Annotated in this window: 14 protein-coding genes and 2 pseudogenes; 9 read left to right on the top strand and 7 right to left on the bottom strand. The window is 72.4% G+C overall.

Annotation, left to right across the window (positions count from 1 at the left end):
- Nucleotides 1–56: 56 nt before the first annotated feature.
- The 3 genes and pseudogenes from hutU (at nt 57) to hutI (ending at nt 3,853) form a co-directional block, all read left to right on the top strand.
- Entirely contained in the window at nt 57–1,745 is a 1,689-nt protein-coding gene (gene hutU / locus B277_RS00340) for a urocanate hydratase (protein ID WP_007923829.1), read from the top strand.
- Nucleotides 1,746–1,747: 2 nt separating this feature from the next.
- On the top strand, nt 1,748–2,695 hold the full coding sequence (hutG, locus tag B277_RS00335; protein WP_007923828.1) for a formimidoylglutamase: 948 nt from the start codon (nt 1,748–1,750) through the stop codon (nt 2,693–2,695).
- Nucleotides 2,692–3,853 (top strand): annotated as a pseudogene (gene hutI / locus B277_RS00330) (imidazolonepropionase). The gene hutG and the pseudogene hutI overlap by 4 nt, the downstream one beginning before the upstream one ends.
- Before the next feature lie 77 nt (nt 3,854–3,930).
- On the opposite strand, the gene B277_RS00325 reads toward hutI, so the two are convergent.
- The 4 genes and pseudogenes from B277_RS00325 to B277_RS20090 all read right to left on the bottom strand — a co-directional run.
- A complete protein-coding gene (locus B277_RS00325; RefSeq protein ID WP_007923827.1) occupies nt 3,931–4,164 on the bottom strand; it encodes a hypothetical protein in 234 nt (77 codons plus the stop codon).
- On the bottom strand, nt 4,124–5,332 hold the full coding sequence (locus B277_RS18470; RefSeq protein ID WP_007923825.1) for a DNA recombination protein RmuC: 1,209 nt from the start codon (nt 5,330–5,332) through the stop codon (nt 4,124–4,126). Before B277_RS18470 ends, B277_RS00325 begins: the two co-directional genes overlap by 41 nt.
- Before the next feature lie 53 nt (nt 5,333–5,385).
- Entirely contained in the window at nt 5,386–5,907 is a 522-nt protein-coding gene (locus B277_RS18465; protein ID WP_238148237.1) for an HNH endonuclease signature motif containing protein, read from the bottom strand.
- A gap of 463 nt (nt 5,908–6,370) precedes the next feature.
- A pseudogene (locus B277_RS20090) lies at nt 6,371–7,078 on the bottom strand (DUF222 domain-containing protein); the annotation flags it as partial.
- Nucleotides 7,079–7,196: 118 nt separating this feature from the next.
- Between B277_RS20090 and B277_RS00305 the strand changes: the two are divergent.
- The 3 genes from B277_RS00305 to ychF are packed head-to-tail and all read left to right on the top strand — an operon-like array spanning nt 7,197 to nt 9,157.
- Nucleotides 7,197–7,751, top strand: a complete 555-nt coding sequence (locus B277_RS00305) for an NUDIX domain-containing protein (RefSeq protein WP_051987777.1) — start codon at nt 7,197–7,199, stop codon at nt 7,749–7,751.
- Nucleotides 7,748–8,059, top strand: coding sequence for a hypothetical protein (locus B277_RS00300; protein WP_007923821.1), 312 nt, complete (start codon nt 7,748–7,750; stop codon nt 8,057–8,059). The genes B277_RS00305 and B277_RS00300 overlap by 4 nt, the downstream gene beginning before the upstream one ends.
- A 12-nt stretch (nt 8,060–8,071) precedes the next feature.
- A complete protein-coding gene (gene ychF / locus B277_RS00295) occupies nt 8,072–9,157 on the top strand; it encodes a redox-regulated ATPase YchF (protein WP_007923820.1) in 1,086 nt (361 codons plus the stop codon).
- 23 nt (nt 9,158–9,180) lie between these two features.
- On the opposite strand, the gene B277_RS00290 is transcribed toward ychF, so the two are convergent.
- Nucleotides 9,181–9,615 carry a hypothetical protein gene (locus B277_RS00290; protein ID WP_007923819.1) on the bottom strand — a complete coding sequence of 145 codons (435 nt, stop codon included), beginning with the start codon at nt 9,613–9,615 and terminating at the stop codon, nt 9,181–9,183.
- Nucleotides 9,616–9,843: 228 nt separating this feature from the next.
- On the bottom strand, nt 9,844–10,446 hold the full coding sequence (locus tag B277_RS00285) for a hypothetical protein (RefSeq protein WP_007923818.1): 603 nt from the start codon (nt 10,444–10,446) through the stop codon (nt 9,844–9,846).
- An 89-nt stretch (nt 10,447–10,535) separates the two neighbouring features.
- On the opposite strand from B277_RS00285, the gene B277_RS00280 reads away from it, so the two are divergent.
- Together B277_RS00280 and B277_RS00275 are read left to right on the top strand one after the other, a co-directional pair.
- On the top strand, nt 10,536–11,375 hold the full coding sequence (locus B277_RS00280) for a hypothetical protein (protein ID WP_007923817.1): 840 nt from the start codon (nt 10,536–10,538) through the stop codon (nt 11,373–11,375).
- Nucleotides 11,372–12,124: a hypothetical protein gene (locus B277_RS00275; RefSeq protein ID WP_051987769.1), complete on the top strand. Its 753-nt coding sequence runs from the start codon at nt 11,372–11,374 to the stop codon at nt 12,122–12,124. Before B277_RS00280 ends, B277_RS00275 begins: the two co-directional genes overlap by 4 nt.
- A 236-nt stretch (nt 12,125–12,360) precedes the next feature.
- On the opposite strand, the gene B277_RS00270 is transcribed toward B277_RS00275, so the two are convergent.
- Nucleotides 12,361–13,671 carry a hypothetical protein gene (locus B277_RS00270; protein WP_156811700.1) on the bottom strand — a complete coding sequence of 437 codons (1,311 nt, stop codon included), beginning with the start codon at nt 13,669–13,671 and terminating at the stop codon, nt 12,361–12,363.
- A gap of 34 nt (nt 13,672–13,705) precedes the next feature.
- Between B277_RS00270 and B277_RS00265 the strand changes: the two genes are divergently transcribed.
- The gene (locus tag B277_RS00265; RefSeq protein ID WP_007923813.1) at nt 13,706–14,800 is read left to right on the top strand and encodes a PQQ-dependent sugar dehydrogenase; all 1,095 of its coding nucleotides are present in this window, start codon (nt 13,706–13,708) and stop codon (nt 14,798–14,800) included.
- The last annotated feature ends 41 nt before the right edge of the window (nt 14,801–14,841 follow it).

Below are 14,841 nucleotides of genomic sequence, written 5' to 3'. Positions count from 1 at the left end.
CTCGCGGCCGGCACAGTCCGTCACCGGCCCGCTGAAGTAGAAGGAGCTCGATCACCATGGACGGAGCCCGTCCCGTGCGTGCCCCCCGAGGCACCGAGCTGACCGCCCGCAGCTGGCAGACCGAGGCGCCGCTGCGCATGCTCATGAACAACCTCGACCCCGAGGTCGCCGAGCGCCCTGACGACCTCGTCGTCTACGGCGGCACCGGCCGTGCCGCGCGATCGTGGGAGGCCTTCGACGCGATCGTCGAGACCCTCACCGACCTCGCCGACGACGAGACGCTGCTCGTGCAGTCGGGCAAGCCGGTCGGCGTGCTGCGGACCAACCCGTGGGCGCCGCGCGTGCTCCTCGCCAACTCCAACCTCGTCGGCGACTGGGCCACGTGGCCGGAGTTTCGCAAGCTCGAGGCCGAGGGCCTGATGATGTACGGCCAGATGACCGCCGGGTCGTGGATCTACATCGCGACCCAGGGGATCCTCCAGGGCACCTACGAGACCTTCGCCGCGGTGGGTCGCAAGCGGTTCGGTGGGACGCTCGCCGGCACCCTGACCCTCACCGGCGGCTGCGGCGGCATGGGCGGCGCGCAGCCCCTCGCCGTGACGCTCAACGGCGGCGCCTGCCTCATCGTCGACGTCGACGAGACACGGCTGCGCCGGCGCCAGTCCAAGCGCTACCTCGACGAGGTGGAGACCGACGTCGAGGTCGCCCTCGCCAAGGTCATGGCGGCGAAGGGGGAGCGCCGCGCCCTGTCCGTCGGTCTCGTCGGCAACGCCGCGGAGATCTTCCCCGAGATCCTGCGCCGCCACCGGGCCGGCGAGGTCGAGATCGACGTCGTCACCGACCAGACGAGCGCGCACGACCCGCTGAGCTACCTGCCGGCGGAGGTGGCGCTCGACGAGTGGCAGCGCGAGTCCGAGGCCGACCCGGAGGGCTTCACCAAGAAGTCCCGCGAGTCGATGGCCGCGCAGGTCCAGGCGATGGTCGAGTTCCAGGACGAGGGCGCCGAGGTCTTCGACTACGGCAACAGCATCCGCGACGAGGCCCGGCACGCCGGCTACACGCGGGCCTTCGAGTTCCCCGGCTTCGTCCCGGCGTACATCCGGCCGCTCTTCTGCGAGGGGCTCGGGCCCTTCCGCTGGGTGGCGCTGTCGGGTGACCCGGAGGACATCGCCGTCACCGACGCCGCGCTCAAGGAGCTCTTCCCGGACAACGAGCACCTGCACCGCTGGCTCGACGCCGCCGGCGAGCTCGTCGAGTTCGAGGGCCTGCCCGCGCGCATCTGCTGGCTCGGCTACGGCGAGCGGCACCAGGCGGGCCTGCTCTTCAACGAGCTCGTGCGCGAGGGCAAAGTCAAGGCGCCGATCGTCATCGGCCGCGACCACCTCGACTCCGGCTCCGTCGCCTCGCCCTACCGCGAGACCGAGTCGATGCTCGACGGCTCCGACGCCATCGCCGACTGGCCGCTGCTCAATGCCCTCACCGCGACGAGCTCCGGTGCGACCTGGGTGTCGATCCACCACGGCGGCGGCGTGGGCATCGGCCGCTCGATCCACGCCGGCCAGGTCGGCGTAGCCGACGGCACCGACCTCGCCGCGCAGAAGCTCGACCGGCTGCTCACCAACGACCCCGGCATGGGCGTGCTGCGGCACGTCGACGCGGGCTACTCGCGGGCGGCGGAGGTCGCCGCCGAGCGCGGGGTGCGGGTGCCGATGGAGCCGCTCATCCGGGACGGGCAGGAGGGGTGAGCATGGCTCCCTTCGCGTGGAGCGGGCGCAGCGACGGCGACGGGCTGGCGCACCGGCGCTTCTGGGGCGTCGTGGCCGAGCCCGGGTCCGGCCGACCGGCCGACGCCGCGCTCGTCGGCTTCGCCAGTGACGAAGGGGTGCGCCGCAACCGCGGTCGCGTCGGCGCGGCCGAGGGGCCGGGGGCGATCCGGGCCGCACTCGCCTCCCTCGCCGTCCACGAGGACCTCACGGTCGTCGACCACGGTGACGTCGTCGTCGACGGCGAGGACCTCGAAGGGGGCCATGCTCGGCTCGGCGAGGTGGTCGCTGCAGCGCGCGAGGGCGCGCCAGCGGCTGCCCGCGACGACGCGCCCCTCACCGTCGTCCTCGGCGGCGGTCACGAGACGGCCTACGGCAGCCACCTCGGGCTCGGCCTGCGGCCGGGGCTCGGGGTGCTCAACCTCGACGCGCACTTCGACCTGCGGGAGGCGGACCGGCCGACGTCGGGCACGCCCTTCCGGCAGATCGCGCGCGAGCGGCAGGCGGCGGGGCTGGGCTTCGACTACGCGGTGCTCGGCATCGCGCGCACCGGCAACACGTCGGCACTCTTCGACACCGCCGAAGCGCTCGGCGCGCGGTGGTTGCTCGACGACGACAGCCAGCAGGTCGAGCCGGCCGTGGCCTTCGTCGGCGACGTCCTCGCGGGGGTCGACGAGGTGTACCTGACGATCGACCTCGACGTGCTGCCCGCTGCGGTGGCGCCCGGGGTGAGCGCGCCTGCGGCACTGGGGGTTCCCCCCTTCGTCATCCAGTCGGTGTGCGACGCGGTCGTCGCCAGCGGCAAGCTCGTCCACCTCGACGTCACCGAGCTCAACCCGCGGCTGGACGTCGACCAGCGGACCGCCCGCGTGGCGGCCCGGTTGATCCACCGCGTCATCACCCGCGAGGCCGCGCGCAGGAGGTCGGCATGAGCACGCTCGTCACCAACATCGGTGAGCTCGTCACCTGCGACGGCACGGGCGAAGGGGGCGTCGGCGCCCGCGCCGACCACGCACTCGTCGTCGACGCCGGGCGCATCGCCTGGGTCGGGCCCGCTTCGTCGGCACCCGCCGCGGACGCGGTCATCGACATCGAAGGGCGTTGTGTCACACCGGGTTTCGTGGACAGTCACGCTCACCTCGTCTTCGCGGGGGACCGGTCGACGGAGTTCGCCGCTCGGATGGCGGGCCAGGTCTACGACGGGGGGCGGCATCGGGGTGTCGGTCGCTGCGACCCGCGAGGCCGGTGATGACCACCTGCGGGCCGCGCTGGCGGCTCGCCTCGCGGAGATGCGCGCCCAGGGCACGACGACGGTCGAGGTGAAGTCCGGCTACGGCCTCACTGTCGCCGACGAGGAGAGGGCGCTGCGCCTGGCCGCTGAGGTCACCGACGAGGTGACCTATCTCGGGGCGCACGTCGTGCCCGCGGAGATGCGTGATGACCGGGCGGGCTACGTCGAGCTCGTCACCGGCGAGATGCTCGCGGCGTGTGCGCCGCACGCCCGGTGGGTCGACGTGTTTTGCGAGCCGCACTCGCCGCACGCCTTCACCGGGGAGGAGTCGCGCGAGGTGCTCGAGGCCGGCCGTGCGGCGGGGCTCGGGCTGCGGGTCCACGGCAACCAGCTCGGTCACGGGCCCGGTGTGCAGCTTGCCTGCGAGCTCGGCGCCGCGAGCGTCGACCACTGCACGTACCTTTCGTCGGCGGATGTCGACGCGTTGGTCGGCTGTGCAGGCACGACGACGGCGACGCTGCTGCCGGGCGTGGAGTTTTCCACTCGCTCGCCGTGGCCGGACGCGCGGGCGCTGCTCGACGCGGGGGTGTCGATCGCGCTCGCGAGCGACTGCAACCCGGGGACCTGCTACTCGAGCTCGATGCCCTTCGTCATCGCGCTCGCGGTGCGGGAGATGGGACTGACCCCCAGCGAGGCCGTCGTCGCCGCGACCCGCGGCGGAGCCCGCGCGCTGCACCGCGACGACATCGGCCGGATCGAGGTGGGCGCCCGCGCCGACCTCGCCCTGCTGGAGGCGCCCAACCACCTGCACCTGAGCTACCGCGCCGGGGTACCGATCGCCCGGGCGCTGGAGGTCTGAGGGCTTGCGCATTTCACTAGGGAGATACGGAGGGCGGCTGTCATTTCCCTGGGGAAATGCGGACGAAGGGGAGGGGCTCAGCCCCGGTCCCAGAGCGTCACCCAGTCCGGGGCCGGGTCCTCACCGGTCCGCCCGTCGACCGACTCGAGCCCATCGGCCTTCCACCGCAGGGTGGCTCGCTGGCGGTCGAGAGCCGCGACGATCTGCTCCGCGTCGCTGCCGGCGAGCGGCGGCTCCCACGACGGGTCCCGGTCGGGGTCATGGGTGACGTCATGACGCCTCCTCCTGATCCGTGCTGGTCCTGCGACCACGCTCCCACCGGCGCGGCGGCATGTCGACGTCCAGCTCGGGGCGGGCGTCGGGCGACGCGACGGCGTCCAGCAGCTCAGGGGCGGTGAGTGGGCGCGGGGCCACCGAGACCGGCTCGACCTCGGCCAGGCCGTCGGTCGCGAGACCCAGCTCGTGCATGCGGCGGGCACTGACGAGCACCCGGCTCTCGAGCGACCCGACGAGCCGGTTGTAGTCGTCGACGGATCGCTGCAGCGAGCGGCCCATCCGGGTCGCGTGCTCCCCGAGCGTCGCCAGTCGGGCGTACAGCTCGCGGCCGACCGACAGCAGCTCGCGGGCTTCGCTCGTCACCGTGTCCTGCTGCCACGCGAAGGCGACGGTGCGCAGCAGCGCGAGCAGGGTGCTCGGGGAGACGAGCACGACCCGCGCCGCCATGGCCTCCTCGTGCAGGCCGGGCACCCGCGCGAGGGCCGTGGCCAGCGTCGCGTCGGAGGGGACGAAGCACACGACCATCTCGGGCGAGGGGTCGAAGGCCGTCCAGTAGGCCTTGCCCGCCAGGGTGTCGACGTGCGCTCGCAGCGCGGCCGCGTGCCCCTCGAGCAGGCGGTCCCGCTCGCCGGGGTCGATGTCGTCGGCCTGCGCCTGCAGCCAGTGCGACATCGGGGCCTTGGCGTCGATGACGAGGTGCTTGCCCCCCGGCAGGCGCACCACGACGTCGGGGCGCACCGCACGGTCGTCGCGCGCCACGCCCTGGGCCTGCTCCTCGAAGTCCGTGCGCGCGAGCATCCCCGACACCTCGAGCACCCGTCGCAGCTGGACCTCGCCCCACGCCCCGCGCACCGACGAGATGCGCAGGGAGGAGGCGAGCGACGAGGCCTCGTAGCCGACCCGGGTCGTCGTCTGCTCGACGCGGCCCAGCGCTTCGCGCACCGACGCGAACTGGTCGACCCGGTCGCGCTCGAGCTCGTCGACCTTGCGCGAGACCCGCTGCAGCACCTCGCCCATGGGGGCGAGGGCCGCGGCCGTGCGGGAGTCGTCATCGTGGACCGCTGCGATCTCGTCGATCCGCTCGCGCAGCCCGTCGCGCTCTGCTCGCAGGCCGGCCACCTCTGCTCGTCCGGTCAGCCACACGAGCAGACCGCCGACGACGAGGCCGAGGAGCAGTCCCGTGATGAGGGTCGTGATGTCCATGGCCCCAGCCAACCAGCGACCCCCGACAGCCGTGGGACGTCGGCTGCAGCCGATCAGAAGGGCGGCGCGTCCTCCTCGGCCTCGGTGGTCCCCACGGGTGGGGACGAAGGGGAGGCGGGGCTCCCTTCGTCGGGCTCGTTGGTCCCCGCCAGCGGGGACGAACCCTCCGCGTCGACCGCATGCACGGGGTAGGTGAAGGCGACGACACCGCCCGGCGTCACCCATTCGGTCGAGCCGTCCTCGCGCAGGCGGTGGCCCCAGCGGGGGGAGTGCTTGACCTGGTGGTGGTGCCGGCACAGGTCCGACAGGTTGGCCGGGCTGGTCTCGCCGCGCGGCCACGGCGTCGCGTGGTCGACGTCGGCGGACCAGCCGAGCCGTCGCGACTCGACCGGTCGGTCGCAGCCCCACATCCGGCAGGTGCCGTCGCGGGTCGCGACGAAGTCGCGCTGCGCCCGCGGGATCGCATAGCTCGACGTCGACGTCTCGAGCAGGGTGCCGGTCCGCGCGTCGAGCAGCGCGCGTCCGACCCGCGTGTCGAGACGCCCGACGACCGCCGCGACGACGTCCGGCGGCACGAAGCCGACGCCCGGGATCGTCGCCCCCGACACCCACCGGTCGCCGCCACCGACCCGCACCTGGGTCGGTGGCGGCGACGTCCATCCACTCCTGCGCGAGCACACCGACCGTGTCGGCGCCCTCGCCAGCGACGATCCGCAGGTGCTCGTGCACCACCGCCTCGTGGGTGACGCCCTCCTCGAAGAGGCCGGCCACGGGGTCCTCCTCGCCACGGCAGACGGGGCACGTCGGGTCGTCCACCGGCGCGAACGTCAGCCGCGAGACTGCCGACGCGATGATCGGCACCCCGAGCCACACCTCTGCAGTGACCTCGCTGCCGCACAGCACGAGGTCGGCCAGGCCCAGGGCTCGTGCGGTGCCGATCGGGAGGTCCGGCTGCTCGGCGCGCCACCGCTGGCCCGCGGCGTCGACGGCGACCTTGATCGCCGCGGCGATCTCGCTCGGCAGGACCGCCGTGAGCCAGCTCGTGCCGACCGCTCCGGGCTCCGTGCGCACGTCGAGCCTGGTGGCGCGGTTGGCGTCGGCCCGGGCCTGCACGAGGTCCGGCTCGAGCCGCGAGACGAGGCGTCGGCAGGTCTTGGCGATCTCGTGCGGCTCCATCCCGACGACCCGGACCGAGCCGGGCGACCCGCGACGGGCGGCGAGCAGGTGAGCGACGATCGCCGCCGTCGTCTCGGGCGTGGTGTCACGCGTGTGCCGGTGCACCATCTCGAGGGCGCGGCGCCCGATCCGACCCTCGGCGACGAGCGCCGCCAGGGCTGCGAGGTCGGTCGCCGCACGCGACGCCACCGCGCACCGTCGGCTCGCCTCGGTGGGCCCGATACCGGTCGCCACGGCCACCGCGTCGGGCGCCATGTCGGCGACCGTGCCCGCGGGCAGGCGCACGTCCCGGTAGCGGCCGTCCGGGCCGCGCTCCTCGCCCCGGCGCCCGACCTCCGCGACGAGGGCGAGCTCCAGACCGTCGACCGCCCGGCGGACCGCCTCGGTCGCCACGAGACCCCGCTCGAGCTGCCCGTCGTCGAGGTTGGGAGCGTCACGCAGCACCCGGTCGCGGGCCGCCGACACCGCCCCCAGCACCCCGTCGAGCCACCGATCCGGGTCCGGACCCGGATTACCTGGACCCGTCCGCGACCGCACCTCCCCGAGCGTCCCGGTCCCCACCGTCTCCATCTGCACGACCGTCACGTCGTCCCCCTTCGTCATCGTCGACGAGCCATGCCCCATCCTCTCGCCGACCACCGACAACGCTGCGGGCGAAGGGAGGTCGCCCCCGGGTAGCCTCGTGGTCATGACGAGCGACGAGCCCACCGAGGAAGAGGTGAAGGCCGCCGCGACGCGGCCCGACCTCGCGACGGAGGCCGGTCGGCTCGCCTTCATCAAGGTCCTCAACACCCGCCTGCCCAAGAAGCGGCTCATCGCCCAGGGCCTCCTGCGCGACGAGGCCGGCCGGGTTGCCCTGTGCGAGCTGGTCTACAAGCGCGACCAGGATCTGCCCGGCGGCATCGTCGACCCGGGGGAGTCCCCGGCGCACTGCGTGGTGCGCGAGGTCAAGGAGGAGCTCGGTCTCGAGGTCACCGTCCGCGGCATGCTCGCGGTCAACTGGCTGCCGCCCTACCGAGGGTGGGATGACGCGCTGCTGTGCCTCTTCGACCTCGGGACCGTGCCCAGCACCTTCCTCGACGACGCGACCCTGCAGGCCCGCGAGATCAAGGCTGTCCACTGGGTCGACCAGGCGACGGTCGCCGAGCGGGTCGCGCCGTACACCGCGGCGATGATCGCCGAGGCGGTCGCGACCGACACGACGCTCTACCTCGAGAACTCCACGGAACGGGGCGACCCGTGAGTGACCCCCTCCACGACCTGGAACTGCCCCGCCGCCAGCCGACGAACCGGCCCCTCCTGTGGCAGATGTGGGGCCGCGAGACGGCCAAGGACTTCATCCTGCTGCTTGCGGCGCTGCCCGTCGTGTGCACCCTGGTCTACGTGCCGGTCATCGCGACGTCCGGTGGGTCGTGGCCGCGATTGCTCGGACTGCTCGCACTCTTCGTCGCGATCTGGTGGGCCCTGCGGACCGTGCTACGGCGCTGGGTCGCCGCCGGCGACGCCCGTGACGGGACGGACGAGGGCGGGGATCCCCCTTCGCGCGGTTAGACTCCTGTCCCCGTGGCACTCTCCATCGGAATCGTCGGTCTCCCCAACGTCGGCAAGTCGACGATGTTCAACGCACTGACGAAGAACAACGTCCTCGCCGCGAACTACCCCTTCGCGACCATCGAGCCCAATGTCGGCGTCGTCCCGCTGCCGGACTCCCGCCTGACGCGGCTCGCCGAGATCTTCGGCAGCGAGAAGATCCTGCCCGCGACCGTCTCCTTCGTCGACATCGCCGGCATCGTCCGTGGCGCGAGCGAAGGGGAGGGGCTGGGCAACAAGTTCCTCGCCAACATCCGCGAGTCCGACGCGATCTGCCAGGTGGTGCGCGCCTTCGTCGACGACGACGTGACCCACGTCGACGGCAAGATCGACCCCGCCTCCGACATGGAGACGATCAACACCGAGCTCGTCCTCGCCGACCTGCAGACCCTCGAGACCGCGATCCCGCGGATCGAGAAGGAGGTCAAGGGCAAGAAGACCGACAAGGACGTCCTCGACACGGCGCTCGCCGCACGCGGGGTCCTCGAGGCCGGCGACACCCTCTTCGCGAAGGGGGCCGCCGCCGGGGTCGACATGACCATCGCCGCCCAGCTCGGGCTGCTCACGACCAAGCCCTTCCTCTACGTCTTCAACGTCGACGAGGACCAGCTGACCGACACCGACCTGCAGGCGCAGTGGCAGGCACTCGTCGAGCCGGCCGAGGCGATCTTCTTGAACGCCAAGCTCGAGTCCGAGGTCGCCGAGCTCGACGACGAGGACGCCCGCGAGCTGCTCGAGGGCGTCGGCATCGACGAGCCGGGCCTGGACCAGCTGGCGCGCAAGGGATTCAACACCCTCGGCCTGCAGACCTACCTCACCGCCGGCCCCAAGGAGTCGCGCGCGTGGACGATCCACAAGGGCGACACCGCGCCCAAGGCCGCCGGCGTCATCCACACCGACTTCGAGCGCGGCTTCATCAAGGCCGAGGTCGTCTCCTTCGAGGACCTCGACAGGCTCGGCTCGATGGCCGAGGCGAAGGCCGCCGGCAAGGTGCGCATGGAGGGCAAGGACTACGTCATGGCTGATGGCGACGTGGTGGAGTTCCGCTTCAACGTGTAGCGGAAGCTCCGGACAGTTGGCGTTCAGACCACCCGCGGGTAGTCGATCGTCAGCAGAGTGTCGTCGCGGACGTCGCGCAGCACGCTCTCGCTGAGTTCTCCGATGCCGATGCCTCGAGCTCGGGAGGGCACCACATCGTCGTCCCCGGGGCTCCAGGCTCGGAGCACAGCGACACGCGAGACGTTCGCGACGTGGTCCGGCATGTCACGCAACCACCCGAGCCACGCGTCGGTTTCGATCTCACCGTGGACCGGCGCCTCGTTGCGACGCCCGATGAGAGTGTCGCAGTCACACATCCGGCTGGTCAGAGTGAACACCACGGACGAGCCTCGGACACGACCGGAGGCTATGCGCATGGTGGTCTGCACGGGCGGCATGCCCAGCCTGTCCTCAGTGAATCGCTGGAACTTCGAAGTGAAGGCTGCGGCGTTGATCGCCCACAGATTGGTGGCGCACATCCTCCCGAATTTACTTGCTCTCGATATGCGACGGCGAGGCCTATCCGTGACGCCACCCGGTCGAGTTTCGTTTCGACGAGAGTGAGTCCGCCGACGTCGACACCGGCACGATCGAAGATGGCTTTCGCTCGCTCTTCGCGGGGAGCGCGGGCCCGAGTACGCGCTGCACTACCTGCAGCGCGCCAGGTCCTTCATGGCCGCCCTCGCGCGGAGCGGCCGTGGCATGGGCTACACGATCGGCTGATCGCGCCGCGCACGTGCCGCGAAGTACCTCTCGATCCGCTCCTCGTCCCACCGGTGCGCCTCGCGCAGTCCCTCGGCGAGCATCGCGAGGTAGGCCGGTCGGGGAGCGGTGTGCGGGACCGCGTGCATGCCGTGGGGCGCGGTGAAGGTGAGCATCGGCAGCCCTTCGTGCTCGCCGACCCGCACGAGCGTCTCGTAGTGGCCGGGCCCTGCCTGGTGGCGCTCGCCGGGCAGTCCGGTGAGCAGCACCTCCTCGAGCGGGTCGTCCGGGTCGGCTGGCCGGTGCATCTCCTGGTTGGCGACGTCGACGAACTGCCCGATCGTCAGCAGGTAGGCGCGGCCGGCGGTCTCGCCGGGGGAGTCGTGGTCGTAGAAGGCGACCCCGCCACCCCAGGTCCGCGACTCGCCGGCGAAGTACAGGCTCCCCGGCAGGGTCACCGCGTGGTCGGCCGTCGGCATGGTCCGGTCGCGCGCCCCGGCATAGGTCCTCATCGATCCGGGCGGCGTGCCACCGGCGAGGTAGCAGCCGAGACGGCGGCGGGACATGTTGGAGCCATAGCTGACGTACCACAGGTGCGAAGGGAGCATCCCTCCCATTGTCGTCCGCGCACCTCCGGACGGCCACACAGCCCCCGCTTGGGCCGGTCCGCCGAGCCGTCTGCGGCACAATCGAGCGCGTGCCGCACCTGCTCGACATCGGATCCCGGAAGTTCTGGACGATCACCGGGCGATCCGTCGACCTCGATGGCGACGAGAGCTGGCTGGACGGCCCCGTGAGCGGCTCGCCACGGGTGGCCAAGGACTGGCTGGCGGCCGAGGCCGCGCGCCACGGCGGCTCGGTCGTCGATGAGGACCCGCACGCGGGTCTGCTGCCGTCGATGTCGCTGCTCGACGGGCCAGGCTTCGACGCGACCCGGCTGCACCCGGCGGTGCGCGACTTCTACGAGCACACGGCCTCGTGGCAGATGGAGGTCTGGTCGGCCTGGTCCCCGCTCTTCTGGCCCGGTGGCGAGCTCGTCGCCCGGCTGTGGGGGAGGCGGGTGGAGCAGCTGGCTCTGCCGATGCGCCCGCTCGACGTCGCCCACGGCATGGACAGCGTCGTCACCCCGATCCTCGACGGGAGGGGCGACCAGGTCGCGGCCGCGTGGACCCGCGCCCTGCGCGCCACCGGTCGCACGGTCTTCAGCGGGGCCTACTCGACGCGGACGCTCCCGGGGGCCGACCGCCCGAGCGTGCACGTGACCTTCCCGCTCGAGTCGGGCAACCTCCAGGTCTTCCTGCGGCCCTCGGTCCTCGACGGCGGTGGCTTCCTCCTCGAGTCCCCTGGAGGGCGCTTCGGCGAGGACGGCGCCTACGTCGTCGTCCGGGGACGACGCAGCCACGCGGCCAAGGTGCCGCTGCGGGAGACCTTCCACATGTACCGCGACCCGCAGGGGACGCTGCGCACCGACCACGTGCTGCGCATGTGGGACCGTCCCGCCCTTCGCCTGCACTACAAGCTGGAGCCCGCGGCATGATCCACAGCTTCCACCTGGCGCAGGTGCCCGCCCGCGTCGGCGCGGCAGCGCTCATGCGGCCGCCCACCCAGGCGACCGTCCCCGGCCTCCACCACCTCGAGTGCCTCTCCCTCATGCAACTCGGGGCGCCCGTCGTCTCGCCCGAGCGACTCCAGCTGCGACGACTGGCGGTCTTCGCCCAGTGGCGCGACGAGGATGCCCTCGTCCGCTTCCTCGAGCGTGACCCGCTGGGTCAGCGGCTCCACGAAGGCTGGCACGTGCGGCTGGAGTTCGTCCGGCGCTGGTCGACGATCGCGGCCTTCGACGGGCTGCCCGCCCGCACCGGCACCCTCGAGCAGGACGAGCCCGTCGTGGCCGTCACCCTCGCCCGCATGAAGATCCCGGAGATCCCGCGCTTCCTCCACCATGGCCGCCCGGTCGAGCGCCTCGTCCGCGACCACCCGGGGGTGACGCTCGCCGCGGCCGCGCTGCGCCCGCCGCGGACGATCTCGACCTTCTCGATCTGGCGCAGCGTGCGCGAGATGGGCGAGATGGTCCACGGCCGCTCCGAAGTGCCTGAGCCGGACCGGCACTCCGCGGCGATGCGCGAGCGGGAGCGGCGCGACTTCCACCACGAGTTCGCGACCTACCGCTTCCGACCGCTGTCCGAGCACGGTTCGTGGCTGGGGCGGTCGGATCTCGTGCCCTGGTCGGACCCGGCCAGCTCCTCCGCCAGCCCGAGCAGGATCCCGTCGGGCCCTCGCACGTAGCAGAGTCGATAGGCGTCCTCGAAGCGCAAGATCTCGGTGCTCACCATCTCGACGCCCTTGTCCTGCAAGCGATCCGGCGTGGCGTCGAGCTCGTCGACGGCACACATCACCCAGAGGTAGCCGAGCGCGCTGACCGGCGCAGTGCGGTGGTCGGCGACGACCGGTCCTCCACGACGATGCCGACGTTGTCCATCCTCAGGCCCATCACCCCAGCGTGGGGCCGCGTGGGTCGGCGCTCAGTCCCCGTCGGAGAGCATCCGGCGGTGCGCCGCCTGCCGCCGCTCGGCGACCCACCGGTGGTCCCGGACGGCGACCGCAAACTCCGCCACCAGGTCGGCAGCCGTGCTGTCGAGGTGCAGGTTGCGCCGGCCGACAGGTGAGTCCTGCGACCACGGGCGGCTCACGTCGATCCGCCGCGCCAGGTCGTCGAGGTACTCGGCTCCGCTGCACTCGTACCCCTCGACCTCCGCGGGCTCCAGCCGGACGAGGCACGACCCGTCGACCATGCTGCTGTGGACGTACCGCGACTCGAGGTAGAGGTCGTCCCCGCGCCGCGCGAGGAACCACGACCCCGGTCGGTGGTCGACGTAGCGCAGCGCATCCGCGGCGGCGGCGATGCGGGCCGCATCGCCCCACTGCTCCACGGGCGGGATCGCCTCCATCGGTCGCCGCCTGGCCTCGTCGTACATGACGTGGCCGAAGGTGGCCGGCCCGTCCCGATGGAGGGTGAGCGCGCTGATCCGACCGCAGTCGGAGCAGTCGAGCTGGCTCTCGACGCGCTCCATGAGCCCGGAGCGGTGCAGCAGCTGGAGGTCCGCGAGCGGCGCGGGAGAGTACGTGTCGGAGAGCAGGCCGTCGTCCCGCCTGCGGTGCAGGGCAACGACGGTCGCGTCGACGTCGAGCCCGTCACCGGCGGGTGCCCGCACCGGCAGGTCACCGCAGACGGGGCAGGTGTCGTCGTCCGGCTGGCAGGCGCGTCCCGGCTGGTCGAGGGTGACGGCTAACTCGACGAGGTGCCCGGGTTCCGTCCACCGACCGTCGAACCGGCAGCGCACGAAGCCGCCGTCGCGCTCGAAGTACGCGTACCTCCCGCCGAACCTCGGCCTGGCGTCCACGGCCTTCGCGAGGCCGTCCAGCGTCGTTCGTCGACCGGCTCGGCCGAGCCAGTCGCGCAGGTCGATCCCCGTGCGGGCGAAGGGAGTCGGCCGCACGTGGAGCAGCACGGCCACGACCGCGCCGTCGTGCAGCACGATCTCCCCGCCCGAGGCGAAGGTCAGCCGACGCGAGCGGTGAGCGGGCTCGTCGACGAGCCGCTCGTCCGTGGCGACGGGGGTGCCGCCGAACAGGTCGACGAGCTCCCGCACGGTCGGGTGGTCCTCGCTCGCGCCGAGGGTGTCGAGGAGCAGCTGGAGGCGGGTCATCAGTTGAGGATCTCGGTCTGCCGGAGCGTCCCGAGCCGCGCGCGCCAGGCCTGCCTCGCCGCCGGCGTCAGGCGGGTCCAGTCGTCGACCACCGGCACGACGCGAAGGGGGGGTCGTCTCGTCCATGGCCTCAGGCTAGGCCCGCCGGTAGCGTCAGGTCATGGACCACCGGACAGTTCCCCGTGCCGCCGCGCTCGCCGCGGCGACAGCCCTGCTGGTCGGCTGCTCGGGGGAGGCGACGGACCGTGGTACCTCCGGGTCCGGCACGACGACGTCGGGTGCACCCCCTTCGTCCTCGTCCGGCAGCGCGCCGCCTGACGTCGTCACCGGCCTCGACGCCCCGTGGTCCATCGTGGTCGACGACGACATGACGCTCGTCAGCGAGCGCGACTCCGGCCGCGTCCTCGAGGTCACCGATGATGACGGCGGCACCCGCGAGGTCGGCACCGTCGAGGGCGTCTCCGCGGGAGGCGAAGGGGGCCTGCTCGGCCTCGCCGTGCACGACGACCACCTCTACACCTACTTCACGAGCGCCGACGACAACCGCGTCGTGCGCCACGAGCTGACCGGCGAGCCGGGCTCGCTCGCTCTCGGCGACGCCGAGACGATCCTCGACGGCATCCCGTCGGCGAGCTTCCACAACGGCGGTCGGATCGCCTTCGGGCCCGACGACATGCTCTACGTGACGACCGGTGACGCCGGCGAGACCGACCGCGCCCAGGACCCCGAGAGCCTCGCCGGCAAGATCCTGCGGCTGACGCCCGAGGGCGAGGTGCCCGAGGACAATCCCTTCGACGACTCGCTCGTCTGGACCCTCGGCCACCGCAACCCGCAGGGCATAGCCTGGGACGACGACGGGACGATGTATGCCAGCGAGTTCGGCCAGGACACGTGGGACGAGCTCAACGTCATCGAGGCCGGCGCCGACTACGGCTGGCCGACCGTCGAGGGCGCCGCCGACGACGGGCGCTTCACCGACCCGGTGCAGCAGTGGGCGACCGACGAGGCGAGCCCGAGTGGCATCGCGATCACCGACGACAGCATCTGGATCGCCAACCTGCGTGGCGAGCGGCTGCGCGAGGTGCCGCTCGACGACCCGAGCACCTCCACCGAGCACCTCGTCGGCGAGCACGGTCGGCTGCGGGACGTGGCGGTGGCACCCGACGGCTCGATGTGGGTGCTCACCAACGCCACCGACGGCCGTGGCGATCCCGGCGACGGCGACGACCGCATCCTGCGCGTCGTGGTCCGATGACGCCCAAGGTCGCTCCCTTCGGCGAGGTGCTGCTCACGTCG

The organism is Janibacter hoylei PVAS-1, assembly GCF_000297495.1.
GTDB classification, from domain to species: Bacteria; Actinomycetota; Actinomycetes; order Actinomycetales; family Dermatophilaceae; genus Janibacter; species Janibacter hoylei.
This window is presented reverse-complemented; position numbering and strand designations above follow the sequence as displayed.

Excerpts from the sequence above, each read along its gene's own strand:
- hutU (WP_007923829.1), top strand. The coding sequence starts at position 57 with ATGGACGGAGCCCGTCCCGTGCGTGCCCCCCGAGGCACCGAGCTGACC.
- B277_RS00305 (WP_051987777.1), top strand. The coding sequence starts at position 7,197 with ATGACGAGCGACGAGCCCACCGAGGAAGAGGTGAAGGCCGCCGCGACG.
- B277_RS00290 (WP_007923819.1), bottom strand. The coding sequence starts at position 9,615 with ATGTGCGCCACCAATCTGTGGGCGATCAACGCCGCAGCCTTCACTTCG.
- B277_RS00275 (WP_051987769.1), top strand. The coding sequence starts at position 11,372 with ATGATCCACAGCTTCCACCTGGCGCAGGTGCCCGCCCGCGTCGGCGCG.
- B277_RS00265 (WP_007923813.1), top strand. The coding sequence starts at position 13,706 with ATGGACCACCGGACAGTTCCCCGTGCCGCCGCGCTCGCCGCGGCGACA.
- B277_RS18470 (WP_007923825.1), bottom strand. The coding sequence starts at position 5,332 with ATGGACATCACGACCCTCATCACGGGACTGCTCCTCGGCCTCGTCGTC.
- hutG (WP_007923828.1), top strand. The coding sequence starts at position 1,748 with ATGGCTCCCTTCGCGTGGAGCGGGCGCAGCGACGGCGACGGGCTGGCG.
- B277_RS00270 (WP_156811700.1), bottom strand. The coding sequence starts at position 13,671 with ATGGACGAGACGACCCCCCCTTCGCGTCGTGCCGGTGGTCGACGACTG.
- B277_RS00285 (WP_007923818.1), bottom strand. The coding sequence starts at position 10,446 with ATGCTCCCTTCGCACCTGTGGTACGTCAGCTATGGCTCCAACATGTCC.